At 72.4% G+C, this 16,608-nt stretch carries 12 protein-coding genes; 1 reads left to right on the plus strand and 11 read right to left on the minus strand.

The features are described 5' to 3' along the window. Positions 1-134: 134 nt before the first annotated feature. The 9 genes from ACIBW6_RS04800 to ACIBW6_RS04840 all read right to left on the minus strand — a co-directional run bounded on the left by ACIBW6_RS04800 (position 135) and on the right by ACIBW6_RS04840 (position 12,347). Complete coding sequence (locus ACIBW6_RS04800) at positions 135-2,471, minus strand: xanthine dehydrogenase family protein molybdopterin-binding subunit (RefSeq protein WP_399056699.1); 2,337 nt, start codon at positions 2,469-2,471, stop codon at positions 135-137. Continuing rightward, positions 2,468-5,182: a 2Fe-2S iron-sulfur cluster-binding protein gene (locus tag ACIBW6_RS04805; protein WP_399056701.1), complete on the minus strand. Its 2,715-nt coding sequence runs from the start codon at positions 5,180-5,182 to the stop codon at positions 2,468-2,470. The genes ACIBW6_RS04800 and ACIBW6_RS04805 overlap by 4 nt, the downstream gene beginning before the upstream one ends. After that, the gene (locus tag ACIBW6_RS04810; RefSeq protein WP_399056703.1) at positions 5,179-6,075 is read right to left on the minus strand and encodes an FAD binding domain-containing protein; all 897 of its coding nucleotides are present in this window, start codon (positions 6,073-6,075) and stop codon (positions 5,179-5,181) included. The genes ACIBW6_RS04805 and ACIBW6_RS04810 overlap by 4 nt, the downstream gene beginning before the upstream one ends. Before the next feature lie 409 nt (positions 6,076-6,484). Next, positions 6,485-8,110 (minus strand): beta-N-acetylhexosaminidase, encoded by a 1,626-nt coding sequence (locus tag ACIBW6_RS04815; protein WP_399056705.1) that lies wholly within the window; start codon positions 8,108-8,110, stop codon positions 6,485-6,487. 1 nt (position 8,111) lies between these two features. Further along, entirely contained in the window at positions 8,112-8,984 is an 873-nt protein-coding gene (locus tag ACIBW6_RS04820) for a carbohydrate ABC transporter permease (protein ID WP_399056707.1), read from the minus strand. Continuing rightward, positions 8,981-9,904 (minus strand): carbohydrate ABC transporter permease, encoded by a 924-nt coding sequence (locus tag ACIBW6_RS04825; protein WP_399056709.1) that lies wholly within the window; start codon positions 9,902-9,904, stop codon positions 8,981-8,983. Before ACIBW6_RS04825 ends, ACIBW6_RS04820 begins: the two co-directional genes overlap by 4 nt. After that, positions 9,901-11,211, minus strand: coding sequence for an extracellular solute-binding protein (locus ACIBW6_RS04830; RefSeq protein WP_399056711.1), 1,311 nt, complete (start codon positions 11,209-11,211; stop codon positions 9,901-9,903). Before ACIBW6_RS04830 ends, ACIBW6_RS04825 begins: the two co-directional genes overlap by 4 nt. Before the next feature lie 235 nt (positions 11,212-11,446). Further along, positions 11,447-11,734, minus strand: coding sequence for a DUF3039 domain-containing protein (locus ACIBW6_RS04835; protein WP_356494052.1), 288 nt, complete (start codon positions 11,732-11,734; stop codon positions 11,447-11,449). Between the two features lie 52 nt (positions 11,735-11,786). Continuing rightward, on the minus strand, positions 11,787-12,347 hold the full coding sequence (locus ACIBW6_RS04840; RefSeq protein ID WP_399056714.1) for a YqgE/AlgH family protein: 561 nt from the start codon (positions 12,345-12,347) through the stop codon (positions 11,787-11,789). A gap of 282 nt (positions 12,348-12,629) precedes the next feature. On the opposite strand from ACIBW6_RS04840, the gene murA reads away from it, so the two are divergent. Further along, a complete protein-coding gene (murA, locus tag ACIBW6_RS04845; protein ID WP_399056716.1) occupies positions 12,630-13,970 on the plus strand; it encodes a UDP-N-acetylglucosamine 1-carboxyvinyltransferase in 1,341 nt (446 codons plus the stop codon). 373 nt (positions 13,971-14,343) lie between these two features. On the opposite strand, the gene ACIBW6_RS04850 is transcribed toward murA, so the two are convergent. Beyond that, positions 14,344-14,625 (minus strand): HU family DNA-binding protein, encoded by a 282-nt coding sequence (locus ACIBW6_RS04850; RefSeq protein WP_016645140.1) that lies wholly within the window; start codon positions 14,623-14,625, stop codon positions 14,344-14,346. Positions 14,626-14,953: 328 nt separating this feature from the next. After that, a complete protein-coding gene (locus ACIBW6_RS04855; protein ID WP_399056718.1) occupies positions 14,954-16,387 on the minus strand; it encodes an NAD-dependent malic enzyme in 1,434 nt (477 codons plus the stop codon). Between the last annotated feature and the right edge of the window lie 221 nt (positions 16,388-16,608).

Below are 16,608 nucleotides of genomic sequence, written 5' to 3' on the forward strand. Positions count from 1 at the left end.
CTGACAGTTCACAGGCGCCTCAGGGCAGAGGCGATTCACATCACGTCACAAGACGACACGGCCGGTAACAGTTCCCGGGGCCCGGGAGGGCCGGCCTCAGGGGGAGACGGCGTCGCCCGAACTGAGCACCCGGCTCAAGCAGTTGACTCCGGCGGTGCGCCCAGGGAGGAGGCGGAGGGGGCCGTGACCACCGCCGCCTGCGGGCGGATCGGCAGGCGGTTGACCGGGCGGCCCGTCGCCGCGCGGACCGCCGAGGCGATCGCCGCGGGGGACGCGACCACGGGGGCCGTGCCGGCCGCCTTCGCGCCGAAGGGGGCCACCACGTCGCGTTCCTCGACCAGCTTCACGATGCGGATGTCGGGGGCGTCCAGCGACGTGGGCAGGGCGTAGCCGGTGAGGTCGGGGCGGCGGACGATGCCCTTGGGGGTGCGGAGGTTCTCGGTGAGGGCCGCGCCGACGCCCTGGGTGACGCCGGCCTCGATGCGCGCCGCGAGCTGGCCGGGGTTGAGGACCCGGCCGACGTCCTGCGCCACCGCCAGCTCCACGACCCGTACGGAACCGATCTCGATGTCCACGTCGACGACCGCGCGGATCGCGCAGAAGGCCAGGCCCACGAAGGCGTCGCCCTGGCCGGCCGCGTCCAGCGGCTCCGTCGGGTGCGGGCGGCACTGCGCCGTGGCCCACAACTCCTTGCCATCCATGGCCTCTTCGACCGTGGTGGACAGCACCCCGTCGTACGACGTGATCTTGCCGTCGGCGATCTGCAGCAACTCCGTGGACATGCCGAACTTGTGCGCCAGCGGCTGGAGGAGCTGGGTGCGCACCATCTTCGCGGCGCGTTCGACCGCGCCGCCCGAGACCCAGGTGTGGCGGCCGCGGCAGCCCGGCCCGGCCGGCGGCTGGTCCGTGTCCACGGGCGCCACGTGCACTTCCTCGATGCCCAGCGTCTCCTGGACGATCTGGCGGGCGAGGGTGGTGAAGCCCTGGCCCGTCTCGACCGCGGCGCAGATGACCGTGGCGACGCCGTCGTGCACCTTGACCGTGGCCGTGGACACCTCGTCCGCGCCCTCGGCGCCCAGCAGGTGCACCATGCCGATGCCGTAGCCGACACCGCGCCGCACCGCGCCAGGCTCGCCGGCGCCCTCGGGGCCGCCGGGCAGCAGCCAGTCCTCCTCCGGGGTGTCCTTGGGGAGGGCGGGCAGCGGGAAGTCCCGTACGGCGTCCAGGAGTTCGGCGACGGGCGCCGGGCAGGTGACCGTCTGGCCGGTGGGCAGGACGTCGCCGGTCGCGAGGACGTTGCGCATCCGCAGTTCCGCCGGGTCGATGCCCACCTTCTTGGCCAGCTTGTCCATCTGGGCTTCGTAGGCCGCGCAGACCTGGAGCGCGCCCTCACCTCGTACGTGGCCGGAGGGCGGGTTGTTGGTGCGCACCGCCCAGCCTTCGATGGAGGCGTGCGGGACGACGTAGGGGCCGCAGGCGAAGGCGACGGCGGCCGCGAGCGCGTCCGACGAGGTGTCCGCGTAGGCACCCGCGTCGAGCAGGATCTGCGCCTCCACCTTCACCAGCTTGCCGTCGCCGTCCGCGTGGTGGCGGTAGCGGAGCAGGGTCGGGTGGCGGTGGGGGTGGCCCAGGAAGGATTCCTCGCGGCTCGCCGTGAGCTTGACCGGGCAGCCCGTGCGCAGCGCCAGCAGGCCGAGCGGGAGCTGGAAGCTCTGGTCCTCGCGGTCCGCCGTCGCGCCGGGGACGCCGGTCACCACGACCTTCACCCGGTCCGGCGCCAGGCCGTAACAGGCGGCGGCCACGTCGCGGTCGCCGTGCGGGTCGGTCGAGGCGATGTACAGCTCGACGCCGCCGTCGGGGCGGGGAACGGCGAGACCGGCCTCCGCGCCGACCGGGGCCGGGTCCTGGCGGCCGATGCGGTAGAGGCCCTCGACGATGATCTCGCCGGTCGCCTCCAGGTCGCCGTGGCGCAGCGGGATGTGGCGGACGAGGTTGCCGTCGGGGTGCAGCGGTTCGGCCGCGAAGGCCTTCTCCGGGTCGGTGACGGGTTCGAGGATCTCGTACTCGACGATGATCGCCGCGGCCGCCATCCGGGCCGTGTCCGGGTGGTCGGCGGCGACGGCGGCGAGGGGTTCGCCGTGGTGGCGGACGACCTCGGAGGCGAAGAGGGGGCGGTCGCTGGTGCGGTGGCCCGCGAGCGGGCCGCCGGGCACGTCCTCATGCGTGATGACCGCGCGGACGCCTGGCATCTCGCGCGCGTGGGTGGTGTCGATGGAGACCACGCGTGCGTGCGCGTGCGGGGAGCGCAGGACCGCCGCCCACAGGAGCCCTTCGGCCCACAGGTCGGCGGCGTAGGGGAAGGTGCCCTCGGTCTTGGCGCGTGCCTCCACCGCGGGGAGCGTGGCACCGAGTCCGTGCGGCAGCTCCTCCGCCTCCGCGGCCACCGGGGCCTCTGTCGTCTCGCTGGTCACGCTCGGCCTCCGTCCCGGGTGTCCTGGTCGCCCCGGATGTCCTCAGTGGCGGCCGGGCCCGCCTGGTGCGGGATGCGGGGCCCGCTCTCGGCGGCGGCCTGCCCCGACTCCCCTGTCTCGCCTGCCTGCCCTGTCTGCCCTGTCTCCCCCGTCTCCGTCTCCGCCGAGGTCCGCTGCGACGCCTGCCGTTCGTCGGCGACCTGACGCACCGCGTCGAGGACACCGCGGTACCCCGAGCAACGGCAGAGGTTGCCGCAGAGCGCCTGGCGGGCTTCGAGGTCGGTGGGGTCCGGGTTGCCTTCAAGGAGGTCGTGGACCGTCATCGCCATGCCGGGGACGCAGAACCCGCACTGGACCGCGCCGCACGCGGCCAGCGCCCGCTGCACGTCGGAGGGGCCTCCCTCGTCGGCGAGGCCCTCGACCGTACGTACCTCGCTGCCGGCCGTGGTCGCCGCGGGGACCAGGCAGGAGGCGACGAGGCGGCCGTCCACCTGGACGTTGCACGCGCCGCACTCGCCCTGCGAGCAGCCGTCCTTGGCCCCGGCGAGGCCGAGGCGCTCGCGCAGCACGTAGAGGAGCGATTCGCCGATCCAGGCGTCGGTGACGGGGCGGTCGGTGCCGTTGACCCGTAGGACGTAGCTGGCGACGGGATGGTCGTCGAGGAGCGGGGCGGTGGAGTTGTCGTGTGCGGGGGTGGGGCCGGGGTCGGGGTCGGTGGCCGGGGTGTCGTCTTCGCCGTCCGGCGCGGGGGTGGAGGCGGCGGCTTCCTGTGCGGTGTTGTCCCTGGGTGCGGAGTCGTCCCTGGGTGCGGAGTCGTCCCTGGCGGCCGGGGCTTCCTCGCGTGCGGTCTCGGCCCCGTGTGCGCGAGCGTCCTCCGGCGTGGGGGCGACGTCGGCTACGGGGGTGGCGCCGACCATGGGGGCGGCGTCGGCCATGGGGGCGGCGTCGGCCATGGGGGCGGCGTCGGCCCTGGGGCTCGCGCCGGCCACGGGGGCGGCGGCGGCCAAGGGGCTCGCGCCGGCCACGGGGGTGACGTCCGAAGCGGCGTCACCGTCCGGTGCAGCGTCACCGTCCAGCGCGGCGTCACCGTCCAGCTCGCCGCCGCCGTCCAGCGCGGCGTCACCGTCCAGCGCGGCGCCATCGCCCAGCGCGGCGCCATCGTCCGGTCGGGCCCCGTCCCGCACGGGAATACCGTCCTGCGCAGGAACCCCGTCCCGCCCAGCAGCGCCCTCCGGCACGGACACGCCGTCCCGCCCGAGCGCATCGTCCATCACGGGAACACCGCCCCGCACGGGAACACCGCCCCGCACCGGAACCCCGTCCCGCACCAGCACGTCGTCCCGCACGGACATGCCGTCCGGCGTGGGCACGGCCGCCGGGACCCCGTGGCCGTCCGCGTCCGGCAGCGTGCCTGGGGCCACCTGCGCGGCCGAGTCCGGCGCGCCATCGGCGGCATCGGCGGCCTCGGTGGTCAGCCGCGCGTCCAGGACCGGCTGGGCGTCCGCGCTCCGGACGGGCTCGCCGTCCGGAGCGGGCCGCGGTTCCGTGCCCGCTCCGGCGTCCGGCGCGGGCACCGCCCCGGACTCCTCCCGTACGGGCCCGGCATCCGGTACGGACCCGGGTTCCGGGCGCGCAGCCCGCGACCCGGCCTCCGCCTCCGCCTCGGGCGGCAGCAGTGACTCGGGCTCCGGTTCCACCGGGCGTTCCACCGGACGTTCAGCCGCGTCCGACTCGACCGCCTCGGCCCGCCCGGCCTCCGCGTGGGACCCGGACCGTGGCTTCGGCAACGACCCCCGGTCAGCACCCTCAGCCGCCCCGGCCTCCTCGACGGGCGCGGCCGGCTGCGCCCACGGCTGCGAGGCCCAGGGCGCGGGCGCGCCCCCCGGCAGCGTCGCGGGCGGCGTACGGTCGCCCCACTGCGCGGCCAGCGACGACGTGGTGAACTCCCCCGACTCCTCCGGGAGTACCCCGTCGGCGACCGGGATCGACCACTGCCCCGTCTCCCCGTGCGCACCCCCGTACGCCGAGGAGGGCTCCTCATACGACTCGTAAGACTCGCGCCGCGCCCCGTACGCGTCAGACCCCTCGCCGTACGAGTCAGACCCCTCGCCGTACGAGTCAGACCCCTCGCCGTACGAGTCAGACCCGCCACCGTACGAGTCAGACCCCTCGCCATACGCGTCGGACTCCCCGCCGTACGACCCGCTGTACGCCTCGGACGGCCCCGCGTACGACCCGGAGGGCACCCCGTACGGCGACGCTCCCGGACCCTGGTACGCCGTGTGCGACGGGTGCGCCCCGGCGCCCGGCCCCTGGTACCCGTGGTCCGGCGCCCCGTACGACTCCATCCCCGGATGCACCGCGGGCCACCCGGTCTGCGGGTCGCCGGCGTCACCCGGGTCACCGGCGTCGCCCGGGCCCCCGGCGGATCCGGCGGATCCGGATCCAGGCGGCATCCCCGTCAGCTCCGGCGGCAGCACCCACACGCCGGTCGCGGCGGGGTCGGTCGCGGCGGCACCGGTGGCGGGGCTCACCGTTATCTGCGGCGGCACGTAGCCGTGGCCCGGCGCGGCGAGCGGCGCGTCCGGGAAGCCGTCGGGGGGCAGCTGTACGAAGGCCGTGGCGTCGGAGTCGTACTCGCCCTGGGGCAGCGGCTGCCAGCCGTCGGCGCCCGGGGCTCCCGTATCGGGTCCGTTGTACTCGTTCGTCACGACAGCGCCCTCCCAAGTGCACGTCGGGCCAGCGCGGCGACGGTGCGGCGCAGATGCAGTACGGCGGGCGGCAGTGGCTCCTGGGTGCCGTCCGGGGCGGGGGCGTTGTCGGGGATGCAGGCCGCGGCGACGTACTCGCCGAACGCCTGCACGGCCTCCGGCACGAGCGCGCCGCGGTCGCCGTCCCAGTCGATGAGCGAGGCCACCCACTGCTCGGCCTCCAGGGGGCGCAGCGGCATCGGCGCGATGGCGCCGACGGCGCAGCGCACGGAGCGCCGGGCGGGGTCGAGGACGAGCGCGACGGAGGCGAGTGCGCGGCCGGGTCCGGTGCGGCCGGTCGCCTTCAGGAAGACCTGCGGGGCGTGCAGGAGGGGGACGCGGACGAATCCGATGAGTTCGCCGGGGCGCAGCATCTCCATCCCGGCCAGCAGGTGCGACACGGGCACCTCGCGGCGGGCTCCCTGCGGCCCCGCGATGATCAGCGTGGCTTCGAGGGCGGCGAGTACGGGCAGCGCGTCGTTCGTGGGGGCGGCGGAGGCGATGTTGCCGCCGAGGGTGCCGGCGTTGCGGATCTGGGGCGGGCCCGCGGCGCGCGCGGAGGCGGCGAGGGCCGGGATGAGCGCGGCGAAGTCGGGGCGGCCGATGCGGGCGTGGGTGAGGCCGGCGCCCAGCAGCGCGTTGCCGTCCTGGTACTGCCAGCCGCGGATCTCGCTGATCCGGCCGAGGCCGACGAGGGCGGCGGGGCGGAGTTGACCCGCGTTGACCTGCGCCATGAGGTCGGTGCCGCCCGCGACGGGCACGGCGGCGGGCATGGCCGCGAGCGCCGCGACCGCCTCGTCCAGCGAAGTCGGAAGTACCGCGGCCCGTGTCGCCTGCGGTGCGTGCGTGGTCAAACCGGCTGCCCCTTCCCGATGCCCGGCCGTGCGCCCGGCGGCCGCGGTGGTCGTCACATGGGCTGCCGCCGCTCGCGTGACCGTCGTTGCCGCCGTTACGCCTGTTCCGCCTGTTCCGCCGTACGGTACGTGCTGACAGGCCGGACGTGGCAACTCTGGCACATCTTCCCGGGCGCCCGGAGATGGGGTCCGGTAGGAGGCATTCGCCCCTTCCACCTGGGAGATGACCGATATGACAGGGGATCGCCGGTCAGGGCGAATTGACACTCTTCGGTGACCTATGAGGGGTCCGGCGGGGCGGTGGGGCGGGGGCCGTGCGCGGGCCCCGGGGGCGAGCGCGCCCGCACAGGAGGACCTGCCCCCGGCGCGGCTCCCGTACGGCACCGGGACGCCCCCGCCCCGCCCCTCCTCACTTGTTCGGAGGCGCCCCCTCGATCGGGCGGCCGAGCAAGGCGGGGCGCCGCTGCCACGGCAGCGGGCCGCCCGGAGGCCGGTAGTCGACGCCCAGGGCGTCAAGTCGCCGGTAGTGGGCGGCCATCCGGGCCTCGAACGCCGCGTAGTCGCGCTCGGCGGGCGCGGGCAGCTCGCTCCAGGCCACTTCGCAGAAGGCGGAGAGCCGCGGGAACGCCTGGTAGTCGACGCGCCGTTGGTTCTCCATCACCTCGGTCCACAGGTTGGCCTGGGTGCCGAGGACGTGCCGCGCCTCGTCCGCGCTCAGCTGCGGCGGGACGGGTTCAAAGCGGTAGACGTCCTCCAGGGTACGGACGAAGCCGATCGGGACCGGCTCGTCCTCGCCGGGTGCCTGCCGGTGGTCCAGGTAGACCTGCTGCTCCGGGCACATGACGACGTCGTGGCCGGCCCGGGCCGCGGTGATGCCGCCCTGGTAGCCGCGCCAGGAGGAGACCGCGGCGCCGGGCGCGAGGCCGCCTTCGAGGATCTCGTCCCAGCCGATGAGCCGCCGGCCGCGCTCGCTCAGCCAGGTGTCGAAGTGGCGGATGAACCAGGACTGCAGCTCGTCCTCGTCCTTGAGGCCCAGCTCCTGGATGCGGGCCTGGGCCGTCGGCGACTGCCGCCACTGGTCCTTGGGGCATTCGTCGCCGCCGACGTGGATGAAGGTCGACGGGAAGAGGCCGAGCAGTTCCTCGAAGACGCCCTCGTAGAAGCGCAGGGTGGCGTCGGTGGGGGCGAGGATGTTCGGGTTGACGCCCCAGGTGTCCCAGACGGGGAGCGCGGCGGTGTCGACGACGTCGGCGTTGCCGAGTTCCGGGTAGGCGTGGATGGCGGCCTGGGAGTGGCCCGGCAGGTCGATCTCGGGGACGACCGCGATGTGCCGGGCGTCGGCGTAGGCGACGATCTCCCGGATGTCGTCCTGGGTGTAGAAGCCGCCGTGCGGGGTGTCGTCCCAGAGGTCGGAGGCGCGGTGGCCCCGCTTGGTGCGGGGGCGCCAGGAGGCGTCCGCCGTCAGCTTCGGGTACCGCTGGATCTCGACGCGCCAGCCCTGGTCGTCGCTGAGGTGGAAGTGGAAGACGTTGAGCTTGTGCGCGGCGAGCAGGTCGATGAAGCGCAGCACGCCGTCCTTGGGCATGAAGTGCCGGGCGACGTCCAGCATGGCGCCGCGCCAGCCGAAGCGCGGGCCGTCCTCGACGGTGACGTGCGGGACGGACCACGGCCGGCCGGCGGCGAGCGGGGCGCGGCGGAAGGCGTCGGGGCCGAGCAGCTGACGCAGTGTCTGGGCGCCCCAGAACACGCCGGCCGGGGCGCCGCCCACGATGTCGACGCCGGTGGCGGTGGCGGTCAGCCGGTACTCCTCCGCCGGGAGGGAGGGGTCGAGGCGCAGGCGTATCGCGGAGCCGTCGTCGACCGGGGGCAGGGCGAGGCCGGTGACCTGGCCGAGCGTGGCGCGCAGCCAGCGCGCGGTGGACTCGGTGCCCTCCCCCGCGGTGAGTCCGGTGCCGCTGTCGAGCACATAGGAGCCGGCGCCGTCCCGGGTCAGCCGGCGGGGTGCGGGGAGGAGGTCTGCGGGAGTGTCCGACACGTCAGTCCTTAACCGCGCCGCCGAGGCCGGAGACCAGGCGCCGCTGTACGAGTACGAAGAAAACCAGTACCGGAATGGTCATCACGGTCGAGGCTGCCATGATTCCGCCCCAGTCGTTCTCGTCGGGTTTGAAGAAGACGAGCAGGGCCATCGGCAGCGTCGACTGGGAGGTGTCGCTGATGATGAAGGACTTCGCGAACAGGAAGTCGTTCCAGGTGGAGATGAAGGAGAAGACGCTCGTCGCCACGAGGCCGGGGAAGACGAGCGGGAACAGGATCTGCCACAGGAAGCGGGAGCGGCTCGCGCCGTCCAGATAGGCCGCTTCCTCCAGGGCCTCGGGTACGGCTTTCACGAAGCCGCGCAGCATCCAGACGGCGAAGGGCAGCGAGAACGCGAGGTGCGGCAGGATCAGCGAGCCGAGCGTGTTGAGCTGCCCGAAGTCCCGCATCAGGAAGAACAGCGGGATGGTGAGCGCTTCCACGGGCACCATCTGCGCGACGAGGAACATGATGAGCAGCGTCGTGCGGAACCGGAAGCGGAAGCGGGTCACGGCCGTCGCGGCGAGAAAGGCGACGAGCGCGGAGACGACCACGACGGTGCCCGCCACGATGAGGCTGTTGAGGAAGTAGCGGCCGAATTCCTGCTGTTGGAAGACGCGGCGGAAGGAATCGAGCGACGGGGCGAGCGTCCAGGGGCGCGGCTCGGTCGATTCGATCTCGCCCGCCGGTTTGAACGCGCTGAGCACCATCCAATAGAGGGGAAAGGCGACCGCCGCCGCGATCAGCAGTGCGGAGGCCTCCGCGGCGAGCCGCCAGGGCCGGCGGATCCGCGGTGCGCGCAGGACGCGTATGCCGGAAAGTCCGGGGGTGCTCACAGTTCCCGCCCCTCTCTGCGCATGATCCGGAGGTAGACGAGGGTGACGGCGAGCAGGATGACGAGCATCACGACGCCGATGGCCGAGCCGAGGCTGTACTCGCTGCCGGCGAACGCCTTCTGGTAGGCGTACACGTTCAGGACGAGGTTCTGGCCCGCGATGCCGCCGCCGTTCGTCATGACGTAGATCTGCGTGAAGACCTTGAAGTCCCAGATGATCGACTGGATGGTGACGACGACGAGGATCGGCCGGAGCATCGGCGCCATGACGGAGCGCCAGGTCCGCCACTGCGAGGCCCCGTCGAGGGACGCCGCTTCGAGGACCTCGCCCGGGATGGCCCGGATGCCCGCGTACACGGTGACCATGACGAACGGGAAGGAGCACCAGACCACTTCGAGCAGGACGAGCGCGAAGGCGCTGTACCTGTCGTACGTCCAGGAGAAGTCGCCGAGCCCGAGCACCTTGTTCACCGGGCCGAAGTCCGGGTCGAAGAGGAAGACCCAGACGGTGGAGCCGGTGATCGCCGGGGTGGCCCAGGCGCCGAGCGCGGCGAGCATCAGCGCGAGCCGGGGCAGGGCGCGCACCCGGGTCAGCAGCACCGCGAGGGCGCAGCCGATCAGCAGGGTGCTGACCACGCAGGCCGCCGCGAAGAGCAGGGTGGCGGCCAGCACCTGCCAGAACTGGCTGTCGGCGAAGAGCCGCTGGTAGTTGCCGAAGCCTTGGAAGGTGGTCGGTGCGCCGCCGCTGACCTGGGCCTGGGTGTACTCCAGGAAGGAGATCAGGCCCAGTTGGTAGATCGGGTAGACGAGCAGCCCGCCGAGGAGGACGAGAGCGGGGGCGAGGTAGAGCCAGGGGGTCCAGCCGCCGCCGCGCGCCCGCGCGGATCTCCCGCGTGCGGTGCCCGCCCGCAGGGAACTCATCCGGCGGCCCCGAAGGCGTCGTCCATCTTCTTCGCCGCGTCGCCCGCGGCCGCCGCGACGTCCTTGCGGCCGCTGACGACCTCCTGGAACATCGTCGGCAGGACGAGCGAGGCGTCGATCTTCGCCCAGGCGGGCGAGGCGGGCACGAACTTGGCGCCGGCGCCCAGCGTCTTCACGAAGGGCGCGACGAACGGCTCCTCGCGGGCGACGTCCGCCCGGACGTCGGTGTAGGTGGGCAGGAAGCCCATCCCCGAGAAGAGGGCGCGCTGCGCGTCCTTCCCGGCGAGGTGCTTCATGAGGTCCACGGCGAGCGTGCGGTGCGAGGTGCTCTTGAGGACGCCGATGTTGTTGCCGCCGGCGAACGCGGGAGCGATCTCACCGGCCTTCACGCCGGGCAGCGGCACGACCGCGTACTTGCCCTTGACCTTGCCGTCCTCCATGGCCTGGTGGCTGAAGTCGCCGCCGATCGCCATGGCGGCCTTGCCGGAGGCGAAGGCGGTGACGGTGTCGTTGCCGCCCATGCCGGCGCACTTGGCGGCGGGGCAGTTGGTGGAGCCGAAGAGCGAGGTGTAGGCCTTGATGCCCTGCTGGGCGGCGGGGCTGTCGAGGGCGGAGACGTACGAGTCGCCCTTCTTCTCGGCGAGTTCGCCGCCGTTGGCCCAGATGAAGGGCATCGCGCCGTAGGTGTAGGCGCCGCCGACGGCGAGCCCGTACAGCTCGGGGCGGGCCTGGTGGATCTTCTTGGCGGTGGCGGCGAGTTCGGCCTGGGTGCGCGGGGCGTCGAGGCCGAGGTCCTTGAAGACGTCGGTGCGGTAGTACAGGGCGCGGACGCCGACGAAGTAGGGCGCGCCGTAGATCTTGCCGTCGACCGTGACGGACTCCTTGGCGGTCGGGTCGGTGTCCTTGGCGTCGGCCCAGGCGCCGAACTCCGCGCTCACGTCGGCGAGTCCGCCGTCGCGCACGTACCCGGCGGTGTCGGTGTTGCCGTACTCGATGACGTCGGGCGCGCTCTTGGGGTCGTTGAAGGCGGCCTTGATCTTCTCGGCGCGGGTGTCGACGGGGATGTACTCGACCTGGACCTTCGCGTCCTTGTGCGCGCGTCTGAAGTCGCCGATCGCGGTGTCGACGACCTTCTTCTTGGGCGCGTTGTTGACCTCCTGGAAGAGCCAGACGCGCAGGGTGCCGCTCTGTTCGTCCTTGGCGGCACCGCTGTTGTCGGAGGTGCCGGGCGCGCAGGCGGTGGCCGCGAGCACAAGGGCCGTGAGGGGAACGGCAGTTCGTACGGAGAGCCGGACAGGGAGCTTCATCGGAAACGCCTCCGAAGTGTCGTTGCAACATACGCAATGGTTGTTTCGCTGTGCACAACACGACGGAGGTTAAGAGGACTGGACCAGTGAGCGCAATGGGTTACGAGCGACCGAACACGCGGACACACGAAGGCCCCCGGCGCGCGTCACCGCACACCAGGGGCCTTCGAAGCAGGGGGTAGGGGCCGTCGCCGCCCGGGAAGGGGGCGCGTCGCCGCCCGGGGAGGGCGCGCTTTTAGTTGCCCTTGCCGCCGTCCTTGTCCTTGTCGCCGCCGGCACCCATCGACTCGTAGATCTCCTTGCACATGGGACAGACCGGGTACTTCTTCGGGTCGCGGCCCGGCACCCAGACCTTGCCGCAGAGCGCGACGACAGGAGTGCCGTCGAGAGCGCTCGCCATGATCTTGTCCTTCTGGACATAGTGGGCGAAGCGCTCGTGATCGCCGTCACCGTGCGACGTCTGCGGCGTCGGCTCTACCAGGGTCCCCGTACCTGTCCCGCGCTCGGGCTCAAGAGTGCTCATAAGGGCCAAGGGTACTGAAGGCGGCGCACGGGGCGAAGAGCCGTCGGGGGCGTCAGTTGAGCGAGGGATCGTCCGGGTAGGTCGCCACCATCGCCAGCTTGCCGCGCTGGCGGCGCAGCACCGCGCGCCACAGCCCCTCGGGGTGCGTGGCGGAGACGTCCCCCGGCTCCGACTCCACCACGTACCAGGCCCCCTCGGACAGCTCGCCGCGCAGCTGGCCCGGGCCCCAGCCCGCGTACCCGGCGAAGATCCGCAGCGAGCCGAGCGCCGCCGCCAGCAGCTCGGGCGGCGCCTCCAGGTCGACCAGGCCGATCGCGCCGTGCACCCGGCGCCAGCCGAGCGGGCCCTCCTCGCCGGGGATCACCGCGACGCCCAGCGCCGAGTCGAGGGAGACGGGGCCGCCCTGGAAGACGACGCCGGGCTCGCCCGCCAGCTCACCCCAGCCCTCCAGGATGTCGCCGACGTCCACCGGGGTCGGCCGGTTGAGGACGACCCCGAGCGAGCCCTTCTCGTCGTGGTCGAGGAGGAGCACCACCGCACGGTCGAAATTCGGGTCCGCCAGGGCGGGAGTGGCCACGAGCAGTCGCCCTGTGAGCGAGGACACCTCGGTCATGGCAGACATGATCCCGCACATTGCCCGCCGGGGAGGCGGCAAGCGCGAGAACCGTGCGGAACGGCGAAGAGCACAGCTCAGCACGGATCGCCGCGGACGGCGCGCACGAGGCCGCGCGCCCCCGCCCACGTCACCCCATGTGCCCCGTTCGCAACGGTTCGTGTTGTAGCGAAGTCATGACGGTCCCAACAGACTTCACACTTACGGAACAGGGGCAGGCGGCCCTTACCCTTGTCCCTTGTTGTCACTTGGCCCTGCCCCCCTCTTCGGAACGCGAGATCCATGACCGTCACCGATGATGTCCTGCTTGTCCACGGCGGAACCCCGCTGGAGGGTGAGATCCGTGTCCGCGGCGCGAAGAACCTCGTGCCGAAGGCCATGGTCGCCGCGCTGCTCGGCAGCGCCCCGAGCCGGCTGCGCAACGTCCCGGACATCCGTGACGTCCGCGTCGTCCGCGGCCTGCTCCAGCTGCACGGTGTGACGGTCCGCCCCGGTGAGGAGCCGGGCGAGCTGGTGATGGACCCCTCGCACGTGGAGTCGGCCAACGTGGCCGACATCGACGCGCACGCGGGTTCGTCGCGCATCCCGATCCTCCTCTGCGGCCCGCTGCTGCACCGGCTCGGCCACGCGTTCATCCCGGGCCTCGGCGGCTGCGACATCGGCGGCCGGCCGATCGACTTCCACTTCGAGGTGCTGCGGCAGTTCGGCGCGACGATCGAGAAGCGCGCGGACGGGCAGTACCTGGAGGCCCCGCAGCGGCTGCGCGGCACCAAGATCCGGCTGCCGTACCCCTCCGTGGGCGCCACCGAGCAGGTCCTGCTGACGGCCGTGCTCGCCGAGGGTGTGACGGAGCTCTCGAACGCGGCCGTGGAGCCGGAGATCGAGGACCTGATCTGCGTCCTGCAGAAAATGGGCGCGATCATCGCCATGGACACCGACCGCACCATCCGCATCACTGGTGTGGACAAGCTCGGCGGCTACACGCACCGCGCGCTCTCCGACCGCCTGGAGGCGGCGTCCTGGGCCTCGGCCGCGCTCGCCACCGAGGGCAACATCTACGTGCGCGGCGCCCAGCAGCGCTCGATGATGACGTTCCTCAACACCTACCGCAAGGTCGGCGGCGCCTTCGAGATCGACGACGAGGGCATCCGCTTCTGGCACCCCGGCGGCCGGCTCTCCTCCATCGCCCTGGAGACGGACGTCCACCCCGGCTTCCAGACCGACTGGCAGCAGCCGCTCGTCGTGGCCCTGACGCAGGCCACGGGCCTGTCGATCGTGCACGAGACGGTGTACGAGTCCCGGCTGGGGTTCACCTCCGCGCTGAACCAGATGGGCGCGCACATCCAGCTCTACCGCGAGTGCCTGGGCGGGTCCGACTGCCGCTTCGGGCAGCGCAACTTCCTGCACTCCGCGGTCGTCTCCGGGCCCACCAAGCTGGAGGGGGCCGATCTGGTCATCCCCGACCTCCGCGGGGGCTTCTCGTACCTGATCGCGGCGCTTGCGGCGCAGGGGACGTCCCGGGTGCACGGGATCGACCTCATCAACCGGGGGTACGAGAACTTCATGGAGAAGCTGGTGGAGCTCGGGGCGAAGGTCGAGCTTCCCGGCCGGGCGCTCGCCTAGCCCTCCTCCCTCCCTTACGCCGCTGGGGGCCACCCGAATTCCGGGGTGGCCCCCAGCGGCGTCCCAGGCCCCGCCTGCGGCCCGGTGGGGCTTCTCGCGCAGTTCCCCGCGCCCCTGAAATGCGCACTGCGTGCGCCCCGTTCTCGTCTGCGGGCCCGGTGGGGGCTTCTCGCGCAGTTCCCCGCGCCCCTGAGGTGCGCACTGCGTGCGCCACCTCAGGGGCCCATGGGGCTGCGGCGGAGCCGCATGCTCCAGGGGCGCGGGGAACGGCGCGAGAAGCCCCACCGGCCCGCAGCCGGACGGGATGCCCCGTAAAACCCCGGCGGGCGGCCACCCGGAGTCCGGATGGCCGCCCGCCGAAAAAGGCGAAGGCTTACTTACCCTTCGCGGCTTCCTTGAGCTTCGAGCCCGCGGAGACCTTCACGCTGTAACCGGCCGGGATGTTGATCGGCTCGCCGGTCTGGGGGTTACGAGCGGTGCGAGCGGCACGGTGGGTGCGCTCGAAGGTCAGGAAGCCGGGGATCGTGACCTTCTCGTCGCCCTTGGCAACGATCTCGCCGACCGTCTCGGCGAACGCGGCCAGCACGGCGTCGGCGTCCTTGCGGGTCACCTCGGCGCGGTCGGCCAGCGCGGCCACCAGCTCACTGCGGTTCATGTTTGTACTCCCGTGTTCTTCTTGCCGTTGAGGCGTGCCATGCGGCTGGGCCGCATGTGAGGCAACAGCGAAGCCGATGCTGCCAGGGTCTCGGTCAGGCCCAGGACCCGGGTCCGGCTTCCGGACCCCGGCGCCCTGTGGGGGCGCCCCCTGGACGCAGTCCTTGGGGAAGCATCCTGCCCCCACCAGCGGCGGTAAAGCCAATCCGGTACCCCTGGGGGTCACACGGAAAGCCTTACCGCCCAGGGCCCGGGGCGGGTCGGGGGGCCTGCTTCCCGGCCACCCTAGAGGGCCCGGCGGGGCCCCGTGTTCCGCGACGCGCCGGACCTCAGGCGCCCGTGACGCCTGTCACCACCACGCCGGCCGCCTTCGCCGCGTCGCGCACGGCACCGGCGACGGCGCCCGCGACCTTGTCGTTGAAGACGCTGGGGATGATGTAGTTCGGGTTGAGCTCGTCCTCGCTCACCACGTCGGCCAGGGCCGTGGCGGCGGCCAGCATCATCTCCGTGTTGACCGTGCGCGACTGGGCGTCGAGCAGGCCGCGGAAGACGCCGGGGAAGACCAGGACGTTGTTGATCTGGTTCGGGAAGTCGGAGCGGCCCGTGGCCACGACGGCCGCCGTCTGCCGGGCGATCGCCGGGTCGACCTCCGGGTCGGGGTTCGCGAGCGCGAACACGATGGCGCCGTCGGCCATGGCCGAGACGTCGTCGCCGTCCAGGACGTTGGGCGCGGAGACGCCGATGAAGACGTCCGCGCCGACCACGGCCTCCTTGAGGGTGCCGGTGAGGCCCTCCGGGTTGGTGTTGTCCGCGATCCAGCGCAGCGGCGAGTCCTTGTCGGCGTCCTTGAGGTCCTCGCGGTCGGCGTGCACGACGCCGTGGATGTCGGCCACCACCGCGTTCTTCACGCCCGCCGCGAGCAGCAGCTTGAGGATGGCGGTGCCGGCCGCGCCCGCGCCGGACATGACGACGCGGATGTCGCCCATGCCCTTGCCCGCCACGCGCAGCGCGTTGGTGAGGGCGGCGAGCACGACGATCGCGGTGCCGTGCTGGTCGTCGTGGAAGACGGGGATGTCGAGGGCCTCGCGCAGCCGGGCCTCGATCTCGAAGCAGCGCGGCGCGGAGATGTCCTCCAGGTTGATGCCGGCGAAGCCGGGCGCGATCGCCTTGACGATCTCGACGATGGCGTCGGTGTCCTGGGTGTCCAGGCAGATCGGCCAGGCGTCGATGTCGGCGAACCGCTTGAACAGGGCGGCCTTGCCCTCCATGACCGGCATGGCGGCCATCGGGCCGATGTTGCCGAGGCCGAGCACCGCGGAACCGTCCGTCACGACCGCAACGGTGTTGCGCTTGATGGTCAGGCGCCGGGCGTCCTCGGGGTTCTCCGCGATCGCCATGCAGACGCGCGCCACACCCGGCGTGTAGACCATGGAGAGGTCGTCACGGTTGCGGATGGGGTGCTTGGACTGCATCTCGATCTTGCCGCCGAGGTGCATCAGGAACGTACGGTCGGAGACCTTCCCGAGCGTCACGCCCTCGATCTTGCGGAGCTCCTCGACGATCTCGTCCGCGTGGGACGTGGAGCTGGCCGCGATCGTGACGTCGATCCGGAGCTTCTCGTGGCCGGAGGCGGTGACGTCGAGGCCGGTCACCGAGCCGCCGGAGGACTCCACGGCGGTGGTGAGCTGCGAGACAGCCGTACCGCTCGCGGGCACCTCCAACCGGACCGTCATCGAGTAGGAGACGCTGGGCGCCGTTGCCATGGCCGACTTCCTCTGCTTTCACCGTGTAGCTGTTGCCGTCCGATGGTCGCACCTACCGCCGAGTACGTGGTAGCCGCATCGGATTGTGAACCTTACGTTCACCGCTCTTTCGGAAACTGGTTTCCACCATACGAGAAGTTGCGGCGAACAGGAAGAGGCGCCGGGAACGTGACCGGGTACGAGAAGAGGCCCACGTCACTGGGTGACGTGGGCCTCTCTCT

It is taken from the genome of Streptomyces sp. NPDC049813 (assembly GCF_044465085.1).
Classification (GTDB): domain Bacteria; phylum Actinomycetota; class Actinomycetes; order Streptomycetales; family Streptomycetaceae; genus Streptomyces.

Coding starts and splice junctions, on each gene's coding strand:
- ACIBW6_RS04825 (WP_399056709.1), bottom strand. CDS start 9,904: ATGAGTTCCCTGCGGGCGGGCACCGCACGCGGGAGATCCGCGCGGGCG.
- ACIBW6_RS04835 (WP_356494052.1), bottom strand. CDS start 11,734: ATGAGCACTCTTGAGCCCGAGCGCGGGACAGGTACGGGGACCCTGGTA.
- ACIBW6_RS04830 (WP_399056711.1), bottom strand. CDS start 11,211: ATGAAGCTCCCTGTCCGGCTCTCCGTACGAACTGCCGTTCCCCTCACG.
- ACIBW6_RS04840 (WP_399056714.1), bottom strand. CDS start 12,347: ATGACCGAGGTGTCCTCGCTCACAGGGCGACTGCTCGTGGCCACTCCC.
- murA (WP_399056716.1), top strand. CDS start 12,630: ATGACCGTCACCGATGATGTCCTGCTTGTCCACGGCGGAACCCCGCTG.
- ACIBW6_RS04850 (WP_016645140.1), bottom strand. CDS start 14,625: ATGAACCGCAGTGAGCTGGTGGCCGCGCTGGCCGACCGCGCCGAGGTG.
- ACIBW6_RS04855 (WP_399056718.1), bottom strand. CDS start 16,387: ATGGCAACGGCGCCCAGCGTCTCCTACTCGATGACGGTCCGGTTGGAG.